Raw genomic sequence first — 22,915 nt, forward strand, 5'->3', positions numbered from 1 at the left:
CTCGCATCAGGCCGCAGCGGCGCGCTGGTGGCCGCGTTCCTGCTCGGCGATAGGGGCGGGTCGGCAGCGCTGCCTGATCAACTCGACCTTCTCCGCGTGGCTCAGCGGCTGCCACCACTCGAGCTTGTCGGCGAGACGGTCGAAGCGACGCAGCATCAGCAGCAGGAACAGGTCGAGCACGCCCAGGTCGCGGAACACCATGGAGCCTGCGGCGGCCATCTCCGGCTTGATCTTCTCGAACAGCTCGGCACTCTCCGACCAGTGCACGTTGGCCCAGTGGTGATGGCAGACGTGGTAGCCCTCGTTGAGCATGTTCACCGGCTTTTCCAGCAGGGTGACGGTGTTGTACATGTAGTCCTTGGGGTCCTGCTGGCCGCCATAGAAGGCGTGCTGCGACCAGTGGATGACGCCCATCAGGAAGTTGGCGGCGCACCAGGGCACCAGCATGTAGGCCACCGCCAGCTCCAGGCTGTACCAGGCGAGCAGGGCGAACAGGCCGAAATAGATCAGGTTGCCGGTGAGCATGCTGCGCGCCTGCACCGACTTGCCGCGGCTGCGAAAGTACAGGTAGGGCGAAACCATCAACTGCTGGTACATCACCTCGCGCACCAGGTAGACGACGAAGTGCCAGGCATTGGCGTGGTCGTAGCGGGCGGTGGCGTAGATATCCAGCGGCCCGGCGTTCTCGCGATGGTGTTGCTGCAGGTGCGCGGTGGCATGCGGCACCAGGCCCATGGGCACGGCGAAGAAGATGTAGAGAAAGGTGTTGCCGGTGAGCCGGTCGCACAGGCTGCCGCCCTTGAGGGTGCCGCCACGGCCATGGCCTTCCTGATGCATGGCGCTGAACGAGCGTACGAAGGCGCGGATGTTCGGGCCGAAGACGAAGGCGTAGAAGCCGATCAGCAGCGGCCAGGACAACTCGCCGATGATCAGCTGGGCGATCAGCAGCGCGTAGGCGGTGCAGGCCAGGGTGATGGCCGCAGCGAGGATCGGCTCGTCCCGCGGGTCCTTCATCACGCGGTTGGCCAGCGGCTGGATCAGCGCATGGTAGCCGTCGCGGATCGCCGCGCCGCCGGCGGACACCCCGGGAATCGCACAGAGCAGGCGGCGACCCAGCTGCAGCAGGGTCGCCAGCGTCAGGATCGCGCCGATGGCCAGTGCGTTGAACGGCAGCAACAGCGCAAACAGCGGTATCGCAATGGCGTGAAACAGTGGGCCGACGTTCGCCGGCCGCTTGGGATAGAGGCTATGCGGCTCCGCCGGGGTATCAGCGTGGCCGCTGAGCGCCGCGTGCGCCTGCAGTTGCTCAGACATGGGCCGGCTCACCCGCGCTGACCGCAGTCTCTGTCGTCTGCCGCAGGTAATCCGCCAGCATCGGCACGGCGGCCATGCGCGAGACCGGGTGGAAACCGATCGCCCGCGAAGCGGCGAGCAGGTAGGCAACCTCGTCCGAGGCGATGAAGCTCATGCCGCCGAGCAGTTCGACCGCCAGGTTGCTGGCGCGCTCGATCGCCGCCTGGACGCTGAAGCGGGTGCACAGCGCCTGGCTGTAGAGCGCGGGGTCGGCGGCGTCGGTCTGCTGCAGCAGGCTGGCGGTGCCGAGCAGCGCCTGGTAGGCGCCCTCCAGTTCGATGGCCAGCTGTGCCAGCTGCAGATCGGCGACGCCGCGGCGGCCCAGCAGGCGCTCGACCAGTGCCGAGGCGACGCCCAGATAGCTGGCGCCGACCATCAACTGGAACCAGCACAGCCCGGACAGTGACGCGGCCTGGGCAACTTCCGCCGCCTGCTCGGCCCCTTCGCCTTCGGCCAGCAGAACCATGTCGTCGGGGACGAAGACATCGCGGAACACCAGCGCGTTGCTGTCGGAAGCGGCCAGCACCGGGGTCTGCCAGAAACGCTCGCGGACGATGCCGCTGCCCTCGGCAAAGATCACCGCGAAACCCTGGCCGTCGCCGCTCGCCGGCGCCACGCCGGCAACGATCACGTCCATGCCGTGGCTCATGGTGCAGGGCTTCTTGCTGCCGTTGAGCAGGTAGCCACCCTCCACCGCGCTGGCCTTGAGGCTGGCATTGAAGATCGCCGAACCGGGCTTGCCCTCGGCGAAGGCCGAGGCCACCAGCAACTGGTTGGCGGCGATGGCACCGAGCAGTTCGTCGGCCGCCGGCACTATGCCGCCGAGCTGGACGATGGTGGCAATGGTGTGGTGATGCATGGTCATCATCACCGCCAGCGACGGGCACAGCGAACCAACCGCCCGCAGCACCGCCAGGGTATCGCTGGGGGCGGCGCCCATGCCGCCGGCCTGGGTCGGCACCAGCAGCGCCGCGGCGCCCGACTCACGGAACAGCGCGCAGAGCTCGGCCGGCTCGGCCTGTTCGAGGGCCATCAGCCCACGGTTGCGCAGGCGCTCGGTGAGGCCGGGAAGGAGGCGGTCGGTGGCGGCGCGGGCTTGCTGGATCGACATGGGTTCAGCCTCTTGGCAGGTGGAGGTTCAGCCGGCCTTTTCGGCCAGCTCGGGAACGGCGGGGGCGAAGCCGAAATCCAGCGCCAGGCGCAGGACTTCCTCGGCATCGGCGAGCGGCGGACGGCGGCCGATGCTGTAGTCGCGCTGGCGTCCGGCCATGGCCAGGACCATGGTTTCCGCCAGGCAGCTGTAGGCAGTGCCGGCCGGCAGGTTGTTGAGGTTCTGGCTGCCGAAGCGGTAGTCGGCGTCGGGCAGGCGGATCAGCCCGCCTTCCACCACCTCGATGTCCGGGCGCTGCTCACCGGTATGGTTGCGGATGTCCGGCGGCTGCGCGCAGTCGCAGATCACCGCGCCGCCGCGCAGCAGGGCCGGGTCGATGAAGGCGGCGCCGTTGGAGGTGGCCGAGATCACCGCCTCCAGCTCCGGCAGCCATTGCTGCAGATCGGAGGCCAGTGTCAGCGGCGCCTGGCGGCCTGCGACACTGGCGCGCTGCTGGACCTCGCCGACCAGTGCGGTCAAGCCTGCCTCGTCGTCACCCAGGGCCAGCAGGCTGGCCGCCCCGCCCTCGCCCAGCAACCCGGCCAGGGCCCGGCCGATGCCATGCGGTTCGCCGCTGTAGAGGCCGAGCAGTGCGTCGCGGTAGATCTCTCCGGCCACCAGGGTCAGCTCCTGCATTGCCGCGCGGTTGGCGGCGTTGCCCAGCAGCACCAGCTGCTCGCAGATTCGTCCGAGCTTGAGGCTGGCCAGGCGGCCGACCGAGCCGTAGGCGCCGATCACCCCGGTCAGACGTTTGGCCAATGGTTTGCCCCGCGCCAGGCAGGCGCTGGCCAGGCCTTCGACGCCGATCATCGCGGTCAGGCTGTTGCCGGTGGTGGTATGGAAGCCCTGGCCGACCACGTCCAGGCCGGCGCTGGAAATCACCGAGGTGTAAGCGCCGAGACCGACGAAGTCGACCTCCAGCGCTTTCACACTGGTCAGGTAGTTGTGCAGCAGCTTGCGCCGCCGCGACAGGCTCAGACGCATCAGGTCGCGCGGCTGCAGCAGACTGCCGACCAGCCAGCCCTCGACATAGTCACCAGCGGCGTTGTGCACCCGGCGCGCGTGATAGGTGACACCGGTGTCCAGGTCCGGCTTGGACCACTCGGAGAATTCGCCGAGCCAATCCTTCATGAACGCCGCTTCGGCGCTGGAGATGCCCAGCGGCGCGATCACCGCGTCGCCGTTGACGCTGTCCTGGGTGGTCGGGTGCAGCAGGAAGGCGAAGCGTCCCAGGCAGCGTCCGCCGGCCGGTTCCTGGCGAGGGGTGGAGCGGGCAACCGGACGCAGCGGTGCGGCAAAACCGTGGGCCTGGAGTACCAGGCGGTGCTGCTGGCCGGACTCGATCAGCTCGGCCGCGCCCCGCAGCCCTTCGAGCAGAAGGTCGATATCGCTGCGGGCAATGGCGAACGACGGCTGGATGCGCAGCACGTTGCTCTCGCTCAGGGTCGGCAGGCAGTACAGGCCATGGGCGGCCTTGAGATAGCCGCAGACGATCGGCACCAGCGCGCCGACCGAGCTGGCCAGCGCCAGGGTGTAGAGGCGCTCGCCCGGCCAGGGGCGGAACTTCAGGCCCTGCATCAGGCCGCAGCCATCGACCCCTTCGAAAACCTCCGGATAACAGGCGACCAGGCTGTCGAGGCCGTCGCGCAGGTGCCGCCCGAGGCTGTCGATCTGGCTCAGCAGGCGGCCATCCTGGGCGTTCAGCTCGTCGAGCACGGCCAGGCCGACTGCCGCGGAGAAGCCGTTCACGCCGAAGGTCGAGCTGTGATAACGGTCGAAATCGCGGCTCCAGCAGTGTTCGGCGTACAGGCAGGCACCAATCGGCACCAGGCCGCCGCCCAGCGCCTTGGCCAGCAGCAGCACGTCCGGCTGCAGATCCTCGCTTTCGCAGGCGAACAGACGGCCGGTGCGGCCCAGGCCGGTCTGGATCTCGTCGACCACGAACAGGCTGCCGTAGCGCCGGCACAGCTCGCCGGCCGCGCGCAGGTAGCCGTCCGGCGGTGTGATCATGCCGGCTTCGCCCTGCACCGGCTCGACGAAGAAAGCGGCGAACTTGCGTCCGGCCAGGGCTTCTTCCAGTGCGGCCAGGTCGCCATAGGGCACGTGCTCGCAATCGCTGCCCGGCACGCGGAAGGATTCGCGGTAGATCGGCTTGCCGGTGACGCCGACGGCGCCCTGGGTCTTGCCATGAAACCCGGTGTGGGTACCAAGGATGCGGTCGCGTCCGGTGGCGGCACGCGCCAGCTTGATCGCCGCCTCAACGGTCTCCGCGCCGCTGGTGGCCAGGGCGGCGCGGCTCAGGTTGCCGGGCGCCAGTTGCAACAGGCGCGCGGCGAGCTGCTCGGCCAGCGGATTGGTCAGCGGCTGGACGAAACTGGCCGCGCCGGAGTCGAGAAAGCCGCGCGCCGCCTCGCTGATGCGCGGCGCGCCATAGCCGAAGGGCACCGCGCCGAACTGGGCAACGAAATCGACCAGGGTCTGGCCGCTGGCGGTGGTCAGGCGGGTGCCGCTGGCCTGGACGATGGATTCATCGAGGCCGACAAAAGCCAGCAGCTCCTGACGGGTGCGATTGAGCAGGGAGGTGGACATGGGTCAGCCCGTCTGGAGTTGGGAGTGCAGGTAGCGGCTGATCTTGCTGACGCTGTCGTGCTCCAGCGCCAGCTCGGGGTCCAGGGACACGCCCAGACGATCCTCGAACTCGGCCGACAGCCCGACGGCAATCACCGAATCCATACCCAGCTCGTGAAAGGGCTGCTCCAGATCGAGCCCGTGGGGCTCCATGTCGAGCATCGACGCGACCACGTCGGCCACCAGGGAAATGACTTCGTCGAGGTTCACCGGATACGTCTCCAGCGTGCTGCAGAGCACGTCAAATCTGTTTGGTTTATCCCTCAATTCAGCGCTGATTCAGCATGAATCGTCGTGAATTGCATGAATTGCGGCATGTTTCTTGTACTTGTAATTATTTTGTGCAATTCGGTCTTGTTCCGAGGCAGGCGGCGATGATCGGTGCCTGAGTACAGCGGTGCAATACGCCGACCGGAGTAGTGGCCATTGCTGGCCAGCCGCCGCGATCGCGGGGCAGGGCCTTCGCGGCGCGGGCTGGCGCCAGTCATCGGTGGCGGCGCTGAATGCGTGCCGCTGGGCGGGTATCGATTCGCTTTGCGAACGCAGTCGCAAAGCGGATCGATCAGGTTCGCGGGGGCGCTGGTGTCGGACGGATGCCCGATCAGCGCGTTGGCGGGCGGATGAGCTGGCTCTGTCGCCTGCGTCACCAATCAAGCGGGCGTTCGGGCGCGCATTGCCGGCGGTCGGCGGCGCGGTCTGACGCTACGCGGTCGTACGACGCCTGGTGCGCGGCGCCTGGGCGCCACTCAGGCCCAGTAGTAGCGCACCACGTGGAAGAAGATCGGTGCGGCGAAGCACACCGAGTCGAGCCGATCGAGCATGCCGCCGTGACCCTCGATCATGTGGCCCCAGTCCTTCACGCCGCGGTCGCGCTTGATCGCGCTCATCACCAGGCCGCCGAAGAAGCCCAGCAGGTTGACCAGCAGGGCGATGCCGGCGGCCTGCCAGAAGCTGAACGGGGTGATCCAGAACAGCAGCGCGCCGACCCCGGTGGCCAGCGCCACACCGCCAACGAAGCCTTCCACGGTCTTCGACGGCGACAGCCGCGGGGCGATCTTGGTCTTGCCGGCGAGCTTGCCGCAGACGTACTGCAGCACGTCGGAGAGCTGCACCACCATCACCAGCCAGGCGATCAGCAGCAGGTTGCGGCCTTCATAGCCGACGATGTCCAGGGTCAGCAGCGCCGGCACGTGGGAGACGCAGAACACCGCGATCATCAGGCCCCACTGCACCTTGGAGGCGCGTTCGAGGAAGCGCGTGGTGTCGCCGCCCAGCGACGCGAGGATCGGCAACAGCAGGAACACGTAGACCGGAATGAAGATCGAGAACATGCCGTACCAGCTGATGCCGATCAGCAGGTACTGCAGCGGCAGGACCAGGTAGAAAGCCGCGGCCAGCGCCGGGTAGTCGCTGCGCCGGGTCGGCGTCAGGGTGAGGAACTCGCGCAGGGCGTAGAAGGACACCAGGTAGAACAGTACGATCACCGCGACGTGGCCGAGCCAGAAAGCCACGCCGAGGATCGCCACCATCACCCACCAGGCGTTGATGCGCGCGATCAGGTTGTCGACCACCAGGTTCTCGGCGCCGCCGCTGCGGCGCTTTAGGATGAAGCCGATCAGCGAGGCCAGCGCCAGCAGCGCGCCGATGCCGGCAAACAGCAGCAGGGTGTTGTTATCCATCAGACGTGCTCCGCAGGCTGTTCAGGCGTGGTTGCGACAGGATGTACCGGCGTCTCGACATCCGGCTGGCCGTCCGGCTCCAGCGCCAGCAGTGCCTCGCGGGCGCGGCCGAGGAAAGTCTCCTTGCTTTCGCTCTCGGCGATTGCCAGCGGCGTGCCGAAGCTCACCGAGCACAGCAGCGGCAGCGGCAGCGCACGCCCCTTGGGCATCACCCGGTTGAGGTTGGCGATCCACACCGGCACCAGTTCGACATCGGGTCGCGCAAGGCCGAGGCGATAGAGGCCGCCCTTGAACGGCAGCAGGCCATCCTCGAGGTTGCGTGTACCTTCCGGGAAGATGATCAGCGAGTCGCCGGTCTCCAGCGCATCGAGCATCGGCTGCAGCGGATTGGCCTCGGGGTCGCTGCGCTCGCGGTCAATCAGCACGCCGTTGAATACCTTGTTGATGATGTAGCGGCGCAGCGCGCTCTTCTGCCAGTAGTCGGCGCCAGCGACCGGCCGGGTGCGCGCGCGCAACTCCGGCGGCAGCGAGGCCCAGAGCAGGACGAAGTCGCCGTGGCTGCTGTGGTTGGCGAAGTAGATGCGCTGAGTGGCGACCGGTGCGCAACCGAGCCAGAGGCTGCGTGCCCCGGTCAGCATGCGCGCCAGCGAAGTGATGGCGAAGGCAGACAGTTTTTCCAGCATCGGTGGTTCTCCTCAGGTCGGCAGGGCCGACAGCAGGCTGTAAAGCAGGCCGCCGAGCAGCAGCAGCGTTTGCAGGCCGAGCAGCAGCGCCTGGTTCCTGAGCAGACGCAAGGCGCCCTGGCAGCGGTCGCCAAGCGCCCTTCCGCCCTTGCCGTCGGCAAGCAGGCCGAGGCTCTGTAGCGCAGCGTCCAGCTCGGCGAGAGTGAGCCGGTCGAGACGCTCGAACAACTCGGCATCGAAGGCCACCCGCAGGGCCCAGTATTTTTGCACGAGTCCCGCCATTACCAGGCCGAGGCAGATTGCCGCGACCCACAGGTCTTGCCGCGCACCGAGCAACTGGGCAAGACCTGCCGCGGCGCCGACCAGCAGCAATGCGGTTGAACAGCCATCGAGCAGCCGGCCCTGACGCAGCAGGGCGGCCGTCACCGCGGCTTCAGGCACCATGGGCGAGCACCGCCGCTGGTGCTGTCGGCTCCCGGCCAATGCCGCTCAGGGCATCACGCTGGGCCGCGCCTATGACCATCTGCGGACGCGCCTGACGCACCCGTGCGACGGCCTCCTCCAGATCCCGCGCCCGCCCGGTATGCAGCAGCCAGGCGATCACCGCGGTGGCGCTGCGCGAATAGCCCAGCGCGCAGCAGACCAGCGTCGGGCCCAGTCGGCGCAACGCCTCGATGGCCTTTGCGGCCTGCAGGCAGGTCTGTGCATCCGGCGCGGTCAGATCCAGCACCGGCAGGCTGCGGTAGATTCGCCCGGCTGGTGCGGCGGACAGCTCGGCGCTCATGTCGACGACGCCGGTGAACGGGCTCTGCGCCAGCTCACGGCTCGACGGCAGTCTTCCCAGCCATACGCCATCACACACCTCCACCGCATGCGGCTTGCCGCGGGTCCACAGACGCGAATTGATCCAGGCCGCGCCCAGATAAGGCGCCAGCAGCCAGCGGCTGGCAGGGCTCAGACGGCCATCGGCGCCCTTCTGGAAACCCTGGGCGCCGAACAGCGCGTAGTTGAGTGCCACCAGCAACAGCGCCACGCCCGGCCACAGCAGCCAGAGCCAGGTGCCGCCCAGGGTAAACGCCGGCACTGCGCAAAGCACCGCACCAAGCAGGTAACGGCTGGCCAGGCTCCAGCGCCGCGGCTGGCGGGCGATGTCCGGATGGGTCAGCGAGCTGGGTCTGTCGCTCGGCCAGAGCCAGACGCACAGCCAGCCGAGCAGCGCACCGGTCGGCAGGTCGATGAAGTGGTGTTGCCAGGTGGTCAGCACCGACACGCCGATCAGCGCGAACCAGCCGTGCAGTAGCCAGCGCCAGAGCCCTCGGACGTGATTGGCGAAGCACACCCAGAGGATCACCAGCAGCGCGATATGCAGTGACGGTGCCTGATTGAAGGGTTTGTCGAAGGCGCCGAGCACGTCGAACATCAGACCGAAGACGCCGTCCATTTCCGGACGCTGGAAGGTGAAGCGCAGCGGGAACAACAGGAAGCAGCTGACCGCGACTATCTGTGCGGTGAACAGCCGCCGCGCATGGGCATCCAGCTCGGCGCGGCTGGCGCAGATCAGCAACGAGATGCCGTAGAGCAGGTCGATCGACCAGTAGGGCACGATGCTCCAGGCCCAGAACGGCATCTGCGCCTCCCAGCCGAAGACCAGGCTGCCAACGTCGCTGCGCTGTGCGGTGACCCAGGTCGCCAGCCCGTAACTGGCGAAGAAGAACGGGCCGAGCAGCAGCAGCCAGAACAGGCCGCGCTTCCATAGCCCGGCCTGGCGTTGCGCGGGAATCGAGCCGGGCATCAGCGCACCTTCTGCGCCAGACCGACGCTGAAGATTCCCCATTCGTCGACACGCAGGTCGATACGCTTGAAGCCTGCGGCCTCGACCAGCTGATCCATCTCCAGCTGGCTGCGCCGGCGCATGACCCAGGGCTGGCCGTCACGGTGGCTGGACAGCGCGCGGGCGATGAACTCCAGCTGCGGATGCCAGGGCTGGCCGGTGTAGACCAGAAAGCCGCCGGGCTCGACCGCCTCGCCCAGACCGGCCAGCGAACCGCCGACCATGCCGTTGTCGCCGAACAGCTCGTAGAGCCCGGAGACCACCGCCAGGCTCGGCTTGGGATCAAGCGCGGCGAGGTCGGCACGGTCGAAGGCGTCACCCTTGACGAAGCGGGCGATCTCGCCAAGGCCCTTGGCTTCGATCAGTGCCTGGCCGTCACGCACGTTGATGTCGCTGTAGTCGCGCAGCAGGATCGACTCAGGCGTCAGCTCCACGCCTTCCAGCGCTTCGAGGATGTAGCGGCCGTGGCCGGCGGCGATATCGACGATGCGCACCTCACAGCCATCCTCGCGCAGCCGGTGCATGGCCAGGCGCAGCAGCTCCTCGACGTGCAGCTTGCGCTGGCGAATGCCGCGCCAACCGATCGCATTCAGGTAGTTGCGGTCGATCATCCGGCCCAGGCCGCTCTTGCCGGCAGGCTGGTTGCGGTAGACGTAGTCGAGGGTGCTGCCGGAGTCGAAGCCGGTATCGAAGCCCAGCTTCACGCCATCGGAGAGCCCCGAACCGAGCTTCAGCCCGGCGCGGGTGGCACGCCAGTAGAGATCGCTCGGCGAATTGCGCGGCAGCGGCGCGGCCAGGCATTCGGACTCGGCGCAGCTGTGCCCCACCTGGTCCGCGTCAAGCAGGCTCGGCAGTGCCAGCGGCTCGGCGAAGTTGTGCTCGATGAAGCGCCGTGCGCGGCTCACCGCCAGGTGGCGATCACGCTCGCCGAGGGTGTCATGGAAGAAGCCGGGGAGGATGTGCTTCTCCTTGCGCGCGCTGCCCAGGCGCTCGAAGAACTGCTCCTGCGGCTTGCGGCTGACGACGAAGTCGCTGCCGGAGATCAGCAGCTGGGTCGGCACCTGGATCGCCTGGGCATCGGCGACCACGCGATCCGCCGCTTCGTAGAGGCCGAGCAGCATGTTCACCGAGATCGCCTTGGCGATCAGCGGGTCGCTGTCGTAGCTGGCGATGCGCGCAGGGTCATGGGTAAGGAAGCGCGCCTTGACGTAGCTGTCGACGAAGAAGTTGCCGCGCCAGGCACGCATCGCGGCAAGACCCGGCCGCGCGAAGGGTACGTAGAGCTTGACCTTGAACGCCGGCGAGGCGAGCACCAGGGCGCGGATGCGCGGCGCGTAGTCGTGCACCCAGGTGCTGACGATGACCGCGCCGACACTCTGCGCCAGCACCGCCAGATCTTCCTGGGCGATGCCGTGCTGGCTGCCGATATGCTCGATGAAGGTCTGCACGTCACGCACGCTGGTGGCGAAGCTCGGGCTGTCGCCACGTGCGCCGGGCGATTCGCCATGGCCGCGGGCGTCCCAGGCGAAGAAGTCGTAGTCCGGCAGGTCCAGCTCGTCTACCAGATGCGCCATGCGCCCGGAATGTTCGTGGCCACGGTGGAACATCACCACCGCCTTGCGTGCCCCCGTCGCGTCGGCCTGCGTGGCCGGCCAGTGACGGTAGAACAGCTCGACGCCGTCATGGGTGGTAAAGGTGCTCTGTTGGCAATCTCTCATCGTCGATTTCCCTATGCCTGATGGTCTTGCGATTGCGCTTGCGCCAGTCCGCGGCGCACGCGATTGAATAAGGTGTAGCCGAGCAGGGCGGCGATCAGGATCAGCAGCGGGTCGATCCAGATGATCGGTAGCAGACCGCTGGCAACACCGGCACCGAGCACGCCGAAGCAGAAGGCCCGGTCGCTCTTGCCCATCGGGCCATCATAGCGCCGGCTGGCACCGACCATCGGCCCCATCACCCCGGCGTACTCGCTGATCACCCCGAGCAGCACCACCAGCACCACGTAGATCGGCGACACCCCGGCGATCAGGGCGAACGGCAGGTACAGCGCGGCGTCGGCGATCACATCGCACAACTCGTTGAGATAGGCGCCCAGGGTCGACTGCTGGCCGAACTCGCGGGCAAGCATGCCGTCGATGGCGTTCAGCGCCATGCGCAGGAACATCCAAACCGGAATCAGTGCGAACAGCCAGTGATGGCGAGCAAAGCCGGCCACCAGCGCGGCGATGATCAGCGACCCGATGGCCGCGCCAAGGGTGACCTGATTGGCGGTCACGCCTGCTGCATGCAGACGCACCACCAACGGCCGCAGCAATGCCTGGAAACGCGGCTTGAGCTGATAGATGGAGGCCATGCGGGAAGTTCCTTTTCAGTGGGGCGTCGCGCAGCTTACTCCTGCACGGGCGGGGGGCAAGTCTGGCGGGTTGAATCTGTGACCGGGACTAGGGCTGTGAAGCCACCATGCACCGTTCCACCAGGTGGGGCTACGTGCGGGACGCAAGAGCGGCGAATGTGCACCTCGACACAGGCCGGAATCGCCGGCTCGACAGCACCAGGGAGCTGATGTAAACAACGCCAGCGCGGCCTGCGGTCTCGGTTTTCCAACATGGAGAGTTATGAATGATCAGACGATTTCCAGCCATATTGCTCCTCGGTTTGGTCGGCACGACGGCACAGGCAGAAGTCGACGATACCGGTGCTTTCCAGGTGCTCTCCTTCAGCCAGGGGGAAATGCATCAGGTCGACGGGCAGTGGGCCATCCGGCGTGAGGCGCAGGAGCTTACCTACAAGGTCAATGGCACCTGCGTTTTCAACCAGAAGCCCAAGCCCTGCATGTGGTACGGCTACATCCTGGAGTACGACTCGGCCGGTCGCGATGTGGAGATGCAGTGCAGCGGCTATCAGGACTCGCCCTCGAATTTCGGTAACCCAGGCGAGCTGATCGAACGCAACGCGCGGACCTTCAGCTATGTCGTGCCGCTCAAGGGCAACGAGCGTCTGTTCATCAATCCCCAATACACGGCTGCGGGGGGCGAAGGCCGCATCGTTCGGGCTGTTACCCGTTGCTCGGTGGACGGTGTGCAGGTGCTGCAGTTCAAGCAGACAACGGTGATCCCGCCGCGCAAGGGCTGAAGAGACATCCGCCGCCGCACTGGCTACTCATGGCCAGCTAGCGGTCATCGAGGAGAAACGTGTGACGCTGATCGTCCATCTGCAGGCCCAAGTGCCGGCTACTCAGGCGCTGCTGGCCAAGGTGACTCCGCAGGTGTACTCGGAGCCCACGGCCTGGCGCTGGATATCTCCCACCCCGCCTTGCCTAGCCTGATGCTGCTGGGCGATGCCCGCGGCGGGATGGTCATCTCGGCACAATGGCAGCTGTCGGATGCCGAATGGACCTCCCTCGAGCATTTTGTCGTGGTCTGTCGCAAGACGGTACCGGAGAGCGACGCGGCTTACCGCCGCAACCACGATGCCTGGCTGAGCACATCACCGCTGGACGCCGGAGGCACGCAGCCCATTCGCCTGCTGCGTGGCCTGCGCCTGAGCAAGGTCACGCTGCGTCCGCGTGAGGTGGCGGGCATCGGCGAATGGACCGCCAGCTACCTGGGGCCCCGGGTTCTGGCAAGCGGTACGCGAGGCCGGGTTGAGCGGGTTGCTCGCCGAGCCGATCCTGCAGATCCGCTCGGGAGATCCCATCGACGGAGTGCAGCAGCTCTGCACCGACGTCATCATGCCGCCCGTCGCGGACGACGCTTCGGTCTACGGCCTGCTGTGCTACCGGGCCGAGGAGATCGGCGGGCGAGCAGACTTCATGCACAGCGCAGAGCCCTGGGCCAACCCGCGTTTCGGCTGGCCCGGGTGGATCGTCAGCGCACGGGGGCGCGAGCTGTTTCTCGCACAAGACCTTCAGGGCTGGGATTTCCGTCCCGTCCTGTATATCGACTCCGCGCTTCACGCCGACTACCGGGCACTCTGCGTCCAGCTGCAGGCGCTGATGGACGCTGCGGCAAACAGCCGTCTGCAAGTGCGTGACTGGTAGGACCGTTCTCGGAAGCCATTTCACGGTGCGATAGAACTGGCCATGGGCTGGTCTGGTTTTTGGGCTGAAACCTTCCTGTTGTCGCGTATATGCTGCAGCACCCAATCAAGGACAGAAATGTAGGAGAAATCATGTCTCGCAACTCTGCGCTCACCACCCTGGGCAGTTGTGCATTGATCAACCTGATGCTCGCCACCCAGGCGCAAGCATCATCGGTCGACTGGTCGGGCGCCTATCTGGGCTTCGGCGTCGGCGCCGCACAGGGCGCGGCAGAGACCGATGTGCAAACGCGGGACGGCTTTCCCGGTTCCTACTTCACCTCGCCGGATCCCGAACAGATCGACGCTGTCACGGCGACGACACTCACCGAACGAGGATTTTCCGGCACCTTCTTAGCCGGATACGGGCAGCAGCGCGGCAACCTCTATTTCGGCCTCGAGGCGAGTGCCAGTAGCCTGGATTTCGATGCGTCCGACACCTCGGGTGCGGAGTACCTGTCGGCTGCCACCGGAGCCTTTCGCAATCGGATGTCGGTCAGCGCCGATTGGCAGGCGACGTTGCGTGGGCGTCTTGGCTGGGCCGAGCAGCGCTGGCTGACCTACGTGACCGGTGGAGTGGCATTCACCCAGGTTCGCCTGGATGCGCAGTTCCGGGACAACTTTCTCGGCGTAGGCGCTAGCGGTAGCGGCAGTGAGAAAAAGACCCGCACGGGCTGGGTGGTCGGCGCGGGCGGCGAGTACGCGCTGAGCGATGCGTGGCGACTGAGGGGTGAGTATCTGTACGCCGACTACGGCAGGATCGAGGCATCAGCTGTCGTCACCAACCCGGCCTTTCCGCTGTTCGCAAACGAGATGGATAGCTCGGTCGACTTCCGCACCCAGAGCCTGACGCTTGGCCTGTCTTATCAATTCTGATCAGCGCGCCAGGAACGACGCCGAGGGCTGCGATTGATTCTGCCTGCCTGAAGCGTTGTAAAGCGAGGTCTATCCAGCGTCGCGATTCAGCGAGCCTGGGTCAGCGCCAGCTTGATGCCTAGTCCAACCAGCACCGCGCCGGTCAGGCGGTCGAACCAGTGCCCCATGCGCGCAAAGCCCGCGCGCACCCGCTGCTGACTGAACAGCAGCGCGACCAGGCAGAACCAGAGCGCGGTGGCGCCGGTCAGGTAAGCGCCGTAGCCCAGCTGCACCGACAGCGGGGTGTTCGGGTCGATCACCACCGCGAACAGCGACAGGAAGAACAGCGTGGCCTTGGGGTTCAGGCCGTTGGTGATGAAACCGGTACTGAACGCGGCCAGTGCCGAACGCGCCACGGTCGTCTCGCCCTCCATCGACGCCGCATCCATCGGCCGGGCACGCAGCGCCTTGATGCCGATGTACAGCAGGTAGGCGGCGGCGAGCCACTTGAGAATGCTGAACAGCAGGATCGACTGGGAAACGATCAGGCCGATGCCCAGCAGCGAATAGGTCACGTGGATCAGGATGCCGCTGCCGACGCCCAGCGCCGTGAACAGCCCCGCCCTGCGCCCACGCACCACGCTCTCGCGCACAACCACCGCGAAGTCCGGCCCGGGGCTGGCGACTGCCAGCAGGTGGATCAGGGCGATGGTGAGAAATTCGTTCCAGTACATGCGGGCTCCGGACGAGGTTCGACGGGCGTAGGGGGGAGCTAATCTACGCCCCCGGTGCGCGTCCGGAAAGTTCGGGGACAGCGAGTGGCGGCGCAATGCGCTTCGCTTATTGCGCCCTACGGTGACCAGGGCTGGCCGCACCTGGCTGGCCGCACCTCGCCGGCCGCACCTAGCCGGCCGCACCGCTACTTCAGTTCGCTCAACAGGCTTTGCTGCCGCGGCACCGGTGCGCTGCAGGGGAACAGCACCTGCCTGGGCTGGAAACGGGCGAGCAGCGCGGCCGCTGCAACACGCTGGCGCTGCCAGCCCTTGCGCAGGACCTGACGGCACTGGGCTTCGCTCAGCGGTGCACCGAGCAGATGGGCCTGGCCATTGGCGAAGCGCTGCTCATTGGCTTGCCACCAGGCCGCAACCAGTGCCGGATCGGGCCAGGCCAGGTCGGTGTCGGGGTCCATAGCGACCTCGGGATCGTCCGGGTCGTCGCTGGGGCCGGCGTCGTAGTCCAGTGTGTTCCTGAGCTCCAGATCCAGCTCGGCCAGGTCGGCACCGGTGATCAGTGCAAAGGCTTCGCCGGCGGCGCGGGCCAAAGGTGGCTCCTGCATCTGGCGGATCAGCCAGGGGACGGTCTGCGGATCGCCGAACAGCCCGGCGGCGCGGATCGCCAGGCGGCGCCGGGCCGGGTCCTGGGTCAGCTGGCGAATCCAGGCCATGGACAGCTCACGCGGTTGCCAGGCGAGCAGCACCGGCAGAGCGCGGAACTGCCACTCGCTCTCCTCGGCCGCGAAGTCGCGCAGCACCGCCAGGGCTTCCTCGTCACCCAGCTGGGCGGTGGCCCAGTTGCACCAGAAGCGCACGGCGGTGTCTTCGTGCAGGCGATGCACACGCAACTCGATCATCAGGTCATGGCGGCGCAGCTCACCCGCCGTGCGCGCCGCCCGCGCCAGTACTCTGGGGTCGGCATGCGCCAATGCGGCGAGCAGCGCCGGGCCGGGATCGCGGCGATGCATGCCGCAGGCGGCGAGACCCAGCCGGCGTGCCAGCGGGTCGGCAGAGGCGAGCATGCGCTCGACCGGCGCTTCAATACGTGCCCAGTCCAGCCAGCCGAGAGCAGCGCTCAGCGCGCGTTCGGTCTCGGACGAGCTGCCGTACTCACGCAGCAGCGCAGCGCAGGTCGGCAGATCCTCGCGCTCCAGCGCCAGCACGTTACAGACAAACAGCTCGCCCATGGCCTGCGGATGCAGTTGCGCCGCCAACGCGTCCTGCGCGGCCGACCCGGCGATGCGCAGACCGTCCAGGTGCGCCTCGATGCGCTCCTCCAGCCGCTGCAGGTGGCGCAGGTCGTAGTGCGGCGCACGCACCGCGTAGTCGCGCAGCTCGGCGAGAAAGGCAGCCTCTTCGAGGTGCTGGTCGAGGACGTTGGAGACGGTGGCGGTGCTCATATTGGGTAGGCTCTTGGTAAGGCCTCGCCGCTCTGCTCAGTGATCCAGCGAGTGTTCGATCTGTGTGAGTCCCTGGCAAAGGCCGGCGGGCTCGCGAATGGGCTGGCAGCACAGTTCTCGCTTCTGGGCACGGGCTTCAAGGTTCGATCAGTAGGATCAGGCATTGTCCCCATGGTGGAGCTCGGTCCAGCTATGCCCATCGAAGGCCAGGATATCTTCTTCGCCGATTGACCATAGCGTTCCTTCGTTGGCGTGCAGTCTGTGGGTGGTCACTTGCCGCCCCAGGCCGGTATCAACTGGGACTATCTGGTTATTCTCGATTTTGGCCAGGAAATTGTTGCCAGCGAGATAGGGCGTGCCCTGGAAAATTTCGATGGAATACCAGTTCTTTTCGAGTCCGTTGCTATCAACCATCTGCCAGTTGCCAAAAGCACCGTGCATCACGACACCGAGGTTTCCGCATATCCACACCTGGCCGTCCGGCAGGCATTTGACACCGGCCAAGTGGGCATTCGTCGGGCTTTCATCGGCATGCCAGGTCGCGCCATCGTAGAAATAGATTTCGCCCTGCCAACCCACGGCATAAAGGCCGCTTCCGTTCAGGCCGTCGATATCGAAAAAGCCGTGTGCACTTTCTCGGGTCAGGATGCTGTCCGCGATCGAGAGCCACTCATCTCCTTGCCGCTGGTATACCTGTCGACCGTAACCACAGGCATAAAGTGAACCGTTGATGTTCTTGATGGCTTCCAGATAGCCATAGGGCTCGCTGAAATTCAGGCCTGCACCTTCAATCTGCTCTTTTCGCTGGCCCGCCGTGCTCAGCTCCTGCACTTCCCCGTTGCGCCCGAGAATCCACCAGCCGCGATAGTTCTGCGAAGGGTTACTCAGGTAGGTAAGCGATTTGCACTGGAAATCCAGGTCGGTTTTCCCCCACTGACCATTGATATGGGTAAAAAACCGGCAAAACTCGGTGTTGCTGGCGAGCATCTTTGGATAGCTGAGGATACCGAGAGCGTCCTTGCGCCCATAGAAACCCGCCAGAAAAAAGATGGGTACTTTCTGTCCCGACATCTCGAACTCCATTGAAAGTGTATGGAAGGTTTAAGGAATGCTCATGCCGCAATGGGGCACCAATCATCAGGTAGCCTGCCGAGGGCTTCTCGGAGGGAACGAGCGTTGCGAGCCTTCCTTAGACGCCCGACGGCGCTGAGTAGGTGCCGCCGGGAACGAAGCCATCCGGCGTACGATTGCCTCCAGAATCGGCGCGCAGAAGAAGTTTCTCTGATTTACCTGGGCCGACATCCAACCCCATGTTCCGGTGAGCGGACTCACTCTGCGCGGCCATGCACGCAGTACTGCAGTCCTGCTTGACCTCGGTGACGGCCTTGGAGCCTTCGTCGTTGGCCTGTTTGAACGTCCAGGTGCCAGCCTCCTTTTTCACCATGGGCTGGCCCTTTTTCGTTCGCTGGCCGGTTTTGCCCATTACCGGGCTGCTGCTCATGAACTCATCTTCTTTCACATCGATGATTGCATGAACGCGGCCATGCTCTTTAAGCCCGCCAGGTCCGGTATCGCTTTTGGTGGCACCCTCCAGGCAGATGCAGGGCGCCTTGGTGTCGTCATACTTTTCTGCGCCGGGATAGCGTCCGCCGTCGCCTGTTTTCCGTTCACCGGCAGGCATGAAGCAGTGAGCAGGAATCACATGGTGCGGCGTTTTTCCATCGCAGCAGCCGAAGTCGAAGGGCAGCAGGTTGCAATCGAACTTGTCCTTGCACTCCTCGTCTTCGCACATGGAATCGAGAGCGCCTTTCTTGTTGTAGAACGCATGCTTGCCGTCGTCCTCCTCCAGCAGCGCCTTCCAGTCCACCGCGTCGTCGTCGGTTTCGGCCAGGACCTTGGTTGCTGTTGGCTTGTTATGGCTCCTGCGCTTGTCCTTGTGGGTGTTCTGCTTGACGTGTTTCTCCACGCACTTTTGCGTGGCTGTGGTTTGTTCCTTGCAAGGACCGTCTGGCATCGCTGTGCCATCCATGTACATCCAGGGCGGCGTGTTCCCCGGCGCCGATCCGTGGTTGTGAGTGGTCAGGTCCATCATCCGTACCACATTCTCCCCTTCGAACTTCACATTCATCGACCATGAGGTGAAGTACACCTTGCCCTTGATCTTGCTGGTGATAACGCCTTTCTTCGGCGCACAGCCGGCCTCATCGCCGTAGCTGGTCTTGAAGTAGCTCTTGTTCTTGAGCATCACTTCCTTGCCGGTGATCTTGATCGTGCGGGTGCCGTTGGTGGTGTCCTTGGCCATCCCGGTGTTGGGGTAGGGAATGGGCACGCCGGGTGGTGTCGGGGGTGCCTGGGGCGGGGTAAAGCAGACGTCCGGGAAGCTGGCGATGGACTTGCCATCAGCCGACTTGCAGGACACTTCCATGTTGTTGGCGTAGACCTCGTTGGCCATCAGCCAGCCCTCACCGGTTGGTAGCGGAGTATCGCGGCGGCGCGTTGGCCGGCGTCATTGCCGAGGTGGCAGAGAACGTTGGGGCCGTCGCCGTAGGCCTTGCGGCAGGCGGCCAGGGCCACCACGAGCATGGCCGGGCCGATGGCGGCGCCCACCTCACCGATGCAGTCGGCCGGGTGCCAGAGATGGAAGAACTCCTTGCGCACCCGCAGCGTGCGGCTCAGCGCCAGCGACGCCTCCTTGAAGTAGTACTGCTCGCCGGACAGGTCGGTGACGCGGTAGTCCATCTTCTCCAGACCGCAGCCCACTTCTGCCAGGGCAGCGCGGATGGCCTGGGTCAGGCCCTCGGCGCGCAGGGGTATCTCCTCGCTTTCGACCGTTGCCGGCTCCATGCCGAACCCAAGCCCGAGGCAGGCCAGCTGCGGCTCTTCGCTGACGAAAGGCGCGCCAACCACCACCGCCGCAGCCCCCTCGCCGGGAATGAAGCCATTGGAGTTCTGGCTACTGAGCAGGCGCTGCCGCTCCTCGTAAGTTGTCAGGGTCGTTGCATTGAGAAAAGAGTCGACGCCGGCGATCAGCACATGTCGATGGCCGCCCTGGTAAACCAGCTTGCGCGCGTTGAGCAATGCGACGGCACCACTGACCCGGCCGCGGGCGATGATGCTGGAGCTGGGGTGAAAAGCCAGGCCCAGCTCCTGTTCGATATCTTTCAGCAGTTGGCCATCCAGGCCGGCGAGCCTGCCCGGCCGCTCCTGCTCCGCAACCCCAAGCAGCAGCGGGGTCTGCGCCGGATCGATGCCTGGAGTGCCCTGCAGGGCTTCGGCAATAGCACGTGCAGCCATCTTTATCAGCTTGCTGCGGCCGCGCCAGGACTGCTCCAGCGGTACGCTGGCGCCGAGCAGCCATTCGCCGCCGCGATCGATGAATCGGGTTTCCTGGAAGTTGTCGATGGCACAGCGAATCGCAGCGCAACTGGCCGGGGCACTGAGGCCAACGGCGCTGACCATGCCGGTGCCGAAGATGCACAGGGCGCCCATCATTCGTTCTCCGCCGGCAGGCGCCGGGCGCGAACCAGTTCGCCGAGCCCGGCGTGGTAGTCCTTGCCCAGCTCGCGGGCGCGCCACCAGGCGCGTGATCGCGTGCCGACCAGCACCTGGGCGATCTCGAACATGTTGCGTTTGAGTGGCCGGCTGGTGCGCCAGGTGAGTTGCACCTGGCCGGCGTCGGTGTCGATCAGCAGGGTGTCGATGACCGCATGCACCGTTTCATGGCCGCCCTGGTTGAGAAAGAAGGTCACCGGCACCTGCAGCCGGGGAATGCGAAAGCTGGCGCGTTCCTGGGCGGTGAGGTTGAGCAGCAGCACCTCTTCACCGCCCTGCAGGTACTCGGTCTGCTGGTCTGCCGACGCGGCCTGGAAGTAACGGTTGTCGAAGTCGGCGGGCAGGAACGGAAAGCAGTCGGCCAGCCAGGCCTCGTCGTAGGTGCCGGCGAATCCGGCGCGCGGCGTCCAGTGGCGGCCGATCGGGCCCAGCGCCATGGGGCGGAAGTCGCCATGCGGGCTGTCGATCGGCTTGCCCAGCTCTTCGGTGACCGGCATCGGCATGCCGACGATCTCGCCATTATCCGCACTGCGGTGATACCAGCCGATGCCCGCCGGGTTCTCCATGTAGCAGTGCTGCTGTTCGGGGTTGTCCTTCAGCGGATGGCTGCCACCGAAGGCCTGGGCGTAGCCGATCGGCTGTTCGACGAAGGGCTGCGGCAGGCCGGCGGCGACGCCGAGCAGGCCTGGTTGCCACTGCCGCGGGCCGAGGACGGAGAACGCCTTGCTCACCCGGCCGACGCGCACGCCAACCGTCAGCTGGGAGACGGGCTTTCCACCCGGCGAGCGGGCATTGCCGTGCACCAGCACGTCGCAGAAGGGCTTGATCGGGGCGAAGTCCATCTCCCGTAGAGGTGCCGAAAGGCCGGGCTCGCCGAAGTATTCATCGGCCATCAGCAGCGGTTGTTGTGCCTCCAGCAAACGCGCTTCGCGGCCGTCCAGCGGCAGGTCGAAGGTGCCCTTGGCGATCACCACCAGAGATTCGCGGCCGTCGGGTGCCAGGCCCTGGGTGTAGGCGGCGGCCAGTTGCGTGGCGTTGAGCAATTCCATATGCCGGGAAACCTTCTAGTTGATCTGCACCGAACCGCCGCGGATGCGATTCACCCCGCTGGAGCGACTCGACAGGTAGGCACCGCGGATCAGCACCTTGCCCTCACGGGTCAGGGTGATGCTGGCCTTGCCGCAGCGCAGGACGATCTCGCGCTCGGCGGACAGCTCCAGGCGCTCACCATCCAGGTGGGCAACGGCGACCTGGGTCGGCGCCTGCGCGGCAGCCGCTGGCGTCGACTCGCTCGGCAGGCGCTGGATGCGACCGATGACCAGTGGCCGGCTCGGATCGCCGGCGACGAACATCAGCGCGACCTGGCAGCCGATGTCGTCGCGGCTGAGGCTGGTGGTGGTGCTGGCGGCGATGCCGGTGGCCACCGGGCAACCGGGGTAGGCCACCACGGGAGCGGCGGCACTGGGCACATCGAGCAGCACGCCGATCACGACGCCGTCGAGGCGGGTCTGGCTGGGGTTGTGGTATTCGACTGGCATGAGGTTCCTCCCTGACCGAGCGCGGGCTCAGTTCTGCAATATCTTCTGGCCCTTGACGGTGACGTTCTTGCTGGCCTTGATGGTGATCGCGCCCGAGCCGTCCACGGTGATGTTCTTGCCGCGGATGACGATGGTGCCGTCCTTTTTCATGCTGATGCTGGCCGAACCCGTGGTCAGGGTGATGGAGTCACCGGCGTTGAGCGAAAAGTTCTTGCCGACGTTGACGCTGTCGTTCTTGCCGACACTGGTGGAGCGGTCCTGGCCGACATTGCGCGACTCGCTCTTGCCGATGCTGGTGCTCTGGTTGTTGCCAACGTCGACGCTCTGGTTGCTGCCGATGCTGATGGTTTCATTGCTGCCTACCGTTTCGCTGCGGTTCGCGCCAATGCTGATGGTTTCGTCGTTGCCGACGGTTTCGCTGCGGTTGGCCCCGATGCTGATGGTCTCGTCACTGCCGACGGTCTCGCTGCGGTTGGTGCCGATGCTGATCGTCTCGTTGCTACCGACGCTCTCGGTGCGATCGACACCGATGGTGATGGTTTCGTTGTTGCCGACCTTCTCGGTACGGTCGACACCGATGGTGATGGTCTCGTTGTTGTCCACCGTCTCGGTGCGGTCATGCTTGACGTGCACGGTCTCGTCGTTGTCGATGGTCTTGGTGCGGTCGTGGCCGACCCAGTGGGTCTCGTCGTTTTCGACCTCGATGTCCTGGTTCTTCTCGGCATGGATGAACAGCTGCTCCTCGCCCTTCTTGTCCTCCATGCGGATTTCATTGAAGTTGGCCGGCGTACCGCCCTTGCTCGACCGGCTCTTGATCCCGCTCTGGGTGGCGTTGGCCGGCAACTCGTAGGGCACCGGCTGCTCGGCGTTGTAGACCCGGCCTGAAACGATCGGCCGGTCGGGGTCGCCCTCGAGAAAGCTGACGATCACCTCCTGGCCGATCCGCGGCACGTGGATCGAGCCCCAGCTCTTGCCGGCCCAGTACTGCGACACACGAATCCAGCAGGAGCTGTTCTCGTTGGACTGGTCGTGCCGGTCCCAGTAGAAGTGCACCTTGATCCGGCCGTACTGGTCGGTCCAGATTTCCTCGCCCTGGGGCCCGACCACCATCGCGGTCTGCGGACCCTGGACGATCGGCCGTACCGTCATCGGCAGCAGCCGGTAGGGCTGGCTGGCCTCGATGCAGACCAGCGAGCTCTGATACTGGTCGCCACCACCATGCCCGGACTCGACGCTCTCCTGGGAGATCTGGTAGCTGGCAGAGATCACCAGGTATTCGCGATTCTGGTCGCTGCGCGGATAGTTGGTCAGTTTGAACAGGTGGCCGGTGCCGACTCCACGCGCCTTGCCGCGCAGCTGGACGCGCTCGAACTGGGTCTGGATGGCCTCGATGCGG

The 22,915-nt window shown here is 65.8% G+C and carries 22 protein-coding genes and 1 pseudogene; 4 read left to right on the top strand and 19 right to left on the bottom strand.

The genetic code is table 11. The features are described 5' to 3' along the window. Positions 1–6: 6 nt before the first annotated feature. The 10 genes from DBO85_RS18035 to DBO85_RS18080 all read right to left on the bottom strand — a co-directional run bounded on the left by DBO85_RS18035 (position 7) and on the right by DBO85_RS18080 (position 11,677). On the bottom strand, positions 7–1,314 hold the full coding sequence (locus DBO85_RS18035; protein WP_108109022.1) for a fatty acid desaturase: 1,308 nt from the start codon (positions 1,312–1,314) through the stop codon (positions 7–9). Next, positions 1,307–2,464, bottom strand: coding sequence for an acyl-CoA dehydrogenase family protein (locus DBO85_RS18040; protein ID WP_108109024.1), 1,158 nt, complete (start codon positions 2,462–2,464; stop codon positions 1,307–1,309). Before DBO85_RS18040 ends, DBO85_RS18035 begins: the two co-directional genes overlap by 8 nt. 27 nt (positions 2,465–2,491) lie before the next feature. After that, positions 2,492–5,092: an aminotransferase class III-fold pyridoxal phosphate-dependent enzyme gene (locus DBO85_RS18045; RefSeq protein WP_108109026.1), complete on the bottom strand. Its 2,601-nt coding sequence runs from the start codon at positions 5,090–5,092 to the stop codon at positions 2,492–2,494. A 3-nt stretch (positions 5,093–5,095) separates the two neighbouring features. Further along, the gene (locus DBO85_RS18050) at positions 5,096–5,341 is read right to left on the bottom strand and encodes an acyl carrier protein (RefSeq protein WP_108109028.1); all 246 of its coding nucleotides are present in this window, start codon (positions 5,339–5,341) and stop codon (positions 5,096–5,098) included. Between the two features lie 536 nt (positions 5,342–5,877). Then, a complete protein-coding gene (locus tag DBO85_RS18055; protein WP_108109030.1) occupies positions 5,878–6,810 on the bottom strand; it encodes a phosphatidate cytidylyltransferase in 933 nt (310 codons plus the stop codon). Then, positions 6,810–7,493 carry a lysophospholipid acyltransferase family protein gene (locus tag DBO85_RS18060; protein WP_108109032.1) on the bottom strand — a complete coding sequence of 228 codons (684 nt, stop codon included), beginning with the start codon at positions 7,491–7,493 and terminating at the stop codon, positions 6,810–6,812. Before DBO85_RS18060 ends, DBO85_RS18055 begins: the two co-directional genes overlap by 1 nt. 12 nt (positions 7,494–7,505) lie before the next feature. Then, complete coding sequence (locus DBO85_RS18065; RefSeq protein ID WP_108109034.1) at positions 7,506–7,937, bottom strand: hypothetical protein; 432 nt, start codon at positions 7,935–7,937, stop codon at positions 7,506–7,508. After that, positions 7,927–9,285, bottom strand: a complete 1,359-nt coding sequence (locus DBO85_RS18070) for a phosphatase PAP2/dual specificity phosphatase family protein (RefSeq protein ID WP_108109036.1) — start codon at positions 9,283–9,285, stop codon at positions 7,927–7,929. Before DBO85_RS18070 ends, DBO85_RS18065 begins: the two co-directional genes overlap by 11 nt. Further along, positions 9,285–11,042 (bottom strand): bifunctional alpha/beta hydrolase/class I SAM-dependent methyltransferase, encoded by a 1,758-nt coding sequence (locus DBO85_RS18075; RefSeq protein ID WP_108109038.1) that lies wholly within the window; start codon positions 11,040–11,042, stop codon positions 9,285–9,287. The genes DBO85_RS18070 and DBO85_RS18075 overlap by 1 nt, the downstream gene beginning before the upstream one ends. Before the next feature lie 11 nt (positions 11,043–11,053). Continuing rightward, positions 11,054–11,677, bottom strand: coding sequence for a CDP-alcohol phosphatidyltransferase family protein (locus DBO85_RS18080; protein ID WP_108109040.1), 624 nt, complete (start codon positions 11,675–11,677; stop codon positions 11,054–11,056). Positions 11,678–11,943: 266 nt separating this feature from the next. Here DBO85_RS18080 and DBO85_RS18085 point away from each other — a divergent pair, with 266 nt between their 5' ends. From DBO85_RS18085 to DBO85_RS18095, 4 genes are all read left to right on the top strand, one after another. Next, a complete protein-coding gene (locus DBO85_RS18085) occupies positions 11,944–12,456 on the top strand; it encodes a hypothetical protein (RefSeq protein ID WP_108109042.1) in 513 nt (170 codons plus the stop codon). 61 nt (positions 12,457–12,517) lie between these two features. Beyond that, entirely contained in the window at positions 12,518–12,649 is a 132-nt protein-coding gene (locus tag DBO85_RS19555) for a hypothetical protein (protein ID WP_267895619.1), read from the top strand. A gap of 318 nt (positions 12,650–12,967) precedes the next feature. Next, positions 12,968–13,363 carry a hypothetical protein gene (locus DBO85_RS18090; RefSeq protein WP_146168218.1) on the top strand — a complete coding sequence of 132 codons (396 nt, stop codon included), beginning with the start codon at positions 12,968–12,970 and terminating at the stop codon, positions 13,361–13,363. 131 nt (positions 13,364–13,494) lie between these two features. Next, entirely contained in the window at positions 13,495–14,277 is a 783-nt protein-coding gene (locus tag DBO85_RS18095; RefSeq protein WP_158268907.1) for an outer membrane protein, read from the top strand. A gap of 86 nt (positions 14,278–14,363) precedes the next feature. Here DBO85_RS18095 and DBO85_RS18100 read toward each other — a convergent pair whose 3' ends face one another. The 9 genes and pseudogenes from DBO85_RS18100 to DBO85_RS18135 all read right to left on the bottom strand — a co-directional run. Beyond that, positions 14,364–14,990 (bottom strand): LysE family transporter, encoded by a 627-nt coding sequence (locus tag DBO85_RS18100; protein WP_108109048.1) that lies wholly within the window; start codon positions 14,988–14,990, stop codon positions 14,364–14,366. Positions 14,991–15,175: 185 nt separating this feature from the next. Further along, positions 15,176–16,429, bottom strand: a complete 1,254-nt coding sequence (locus DBO85_RS18105) for a TIGR02270 family protein (RefSeq protein ID WP_108109050.1) — start codon at positions 16,427–16,429, stop codon at positions 15,176–15,178. Positions 16,430–16,585: 156 nt separating this feature from the next. Beyond that, on the bottom strand, positions 16,586–17,500 hold the full coding sequence (locus tag DBO85_RS18110) for a beta propeller repeat protein (protein ID WP_146168219.1): 915 nt from the start codon (positions 17,498–17,500) through the stop codon (positions 16,586–16,588). Positions 17,501–17,618: 118 nt separating this feature from the next. Further along, positions 17,619–18,221, bottom strand: coding sequence for an HNH/endonuclease VII fold toxin-2 domain-containing protein (locus DBO85_RS18115; RefSeq protein WP_456107132.1), 603 nt, complete (start codon positions 18,219–18,221; stop codon positions 17,619–17,621). 177 nt (positions 18,222–18,398) lie between these two features. Next, positions 18,399–18,881: pseudogene (locus tag DBO85_RS19795) on the bottom strand (DUF4150 domain-containing protein); the annotation flags it as partial. Continuing rightward, a complete protein-coding gene (locus DBO85_RS18120) occupies positions 18,881–19,921 on the bottom strand; it encodes a hypothetical protein (protein ID WP_407681487.1) in 1,041 nt (346 codons plus the stop codon). The gene DBO85_RS18120 and the pseudogene DBO85_RS19795, both read right to left, overlap by 1 nt. Next, positions 19,918–21,030, bottom strand: coding sequence for a DUF2169 family type VI secretion system accessory protein (locus DBO85_RS18125; RefSeq protein WP_108109059.1), 1,113 nt, complete (start codon positions 21,028–21,030; stop codon positions 19,918–19,920). The genes DBO85_RS18120 and DBO85_RS18125 overlap by 4 nt, the downstream gene beginning before the upstream one ends. A gap of 15 nt (positions 21,031–21,045) precedes the next feature. Further along, a complete protein-coding gene (locus DBO85_RS18130; RefSeq protein WP_108109061.1) occupies positions 21,046–21,519 on the bottom strand; it encodes a DUF6484 domain-containing protein in 474 nt (157 codons plus the stop codon). A gap of 27 nt (positions 21,520–21,546) precedes the next feature. After that, positions 21,547–22,915, bottom strand: a 1,369-nt coding sequence (locus tag DBO85_RS18135; protein WP_146168220.1) for a type VI secretion system Vgr family protein, incomplete at its 5' end; no start/stop codon positions are given.

This window comes from Pseudomonas mangrovi (assembly GCF_003052585.1).
In the GTDB taxonomy this organism is placed as follows: domain Bacteria; phylum Pseudomonadota; class Gammaproteobacteria; order Pseudomonadales; family Pseudomonadaceae; genus Aquipseudomonas; species Aquipseudomonas mangrovi.

Coding starts and splice junctions, on each gene's coding strand:
- DBO85_RS18035 (WP_108109022.1), bottom strand. CDS start 1,314: ATGTCTGAGCAACTGCAGGCGCACGCGGCGCTCAGCGGCCACGCTGAT.
- DBO85_RS18040 (WP_108109024.1), bottom strand. CDS start 2,464: ATGTCGATCCAGCAAGCCCGCGCCGCCACCGACCGCCTCCTTCCCGGC.
- DBO85_RS18045 (WP_108109026.1), bottom strand. CDS start 5,092: ATGTCCACCTCCCTGCTCAATCGCACCCGTCAGGAGCTGCTGGCTTTT.
- DBO85_RS18055 (WP_108109030.1), bottom strand. CDS start 6,810: ATGGATAACAACACCCTGCTGCTGTTTGCCGGCATCGGCGCGCTGCTG.
- DBO85_RS18060 (WP_108109032.1), bottom strand. CDS start 7,493: ATGCTGGAAAAACTGTCTGCCTTCGCCATCACTTCGCTGGCGCGCATG.
- DBO85_RS18065 (WP_108109034.1), bottom strand. CDS start 7,937: ATGGTGCCTGAAGCCGCGGTGACGGCCGCCCTGCTGCGTCAGGGCCGG.
- DBO85_RS18070 (WP_108109036.1), bottom strand. CDS start 9,285: ATGCCCGGCTCGATTCCCGCGCAACGCCAGGCCGGGCTATGGAAGCGC.
- DBO85_RS18075 (WP_108109038.1), bottom strand. CDS start 11,042: ATGAGAGATTGCCAACAGAGCACCTTTACCACCCATGACGGCGTCGAG.
- DBO85_RS18080 (WP_108109040.1), bottom strand. CDS start 11,677: ATGGCCTCCATCTATCAGCTCAAGCCGCGTTTCCAGGCATTGCTGCGG.
- DBO85_RS18085 (WP_108109042.1), top strand. CDS start 11,944: ATGATCAGACGATTTCCAGCCATATTGCTCCTCGGTTTGGTCGGCACG.
- DBO85_RS18095 (WP_158268907.1), top strand. CDS start 13,495: ATGTCTCGCAACTCTGCGCTCACCACCCTGGGCAGTTGTGCATTGATC.
- DBO85_RS18100 (WP_108109048.1), bottom strand. CDS start 14,990: ATGTACTGGAACGAATTTCTCACCATCGCCCTGATCCACCTGCTGGCA.
- DBO85_RS18105 (WP_108109050.1), bottom strand. CDS start 16,429: ATGAGCACCGCCACCGTCTCCAACGTCCTCGACCAGCACCTCGAAGAG.
- DBO85_RS18110 (WP_146168219.1), bottom strand. CDS start 17,500: ATGTCGGGACAGAAAGTACCCATCTTTTTTCTGGCGGGTTTCTATGGG.
- DBO85_RS18115 (WP_456107132.1), bottom strand. CDS start 18,221: ATGTGCGAAGACGAGGAGTGCAAGGACAAGTTCGATTGCAACCTGCTG.
- DBO85_RS18120 (WP_407681487.1), bottom strand. CDS start 19,921: ATGATGGGCGCCCTGTGCATCTTCGGCACCGGCATGGTCAGCGCCGTT.
- DBO85_RS18125 (WP_108109059.1), bottom strand. CDS start 21,030: ATGGAATTGCTCAACGCCACGCAACTGGCCGCCGCCTACACCCAGGGC.
- DBO85_RS18130 (WP_108109061.1), bottom strand. CDS start 21,519: ATGCCAGTCGAATACCACAACCCCAGCCAGACCCGCCTCGACGGCGTC.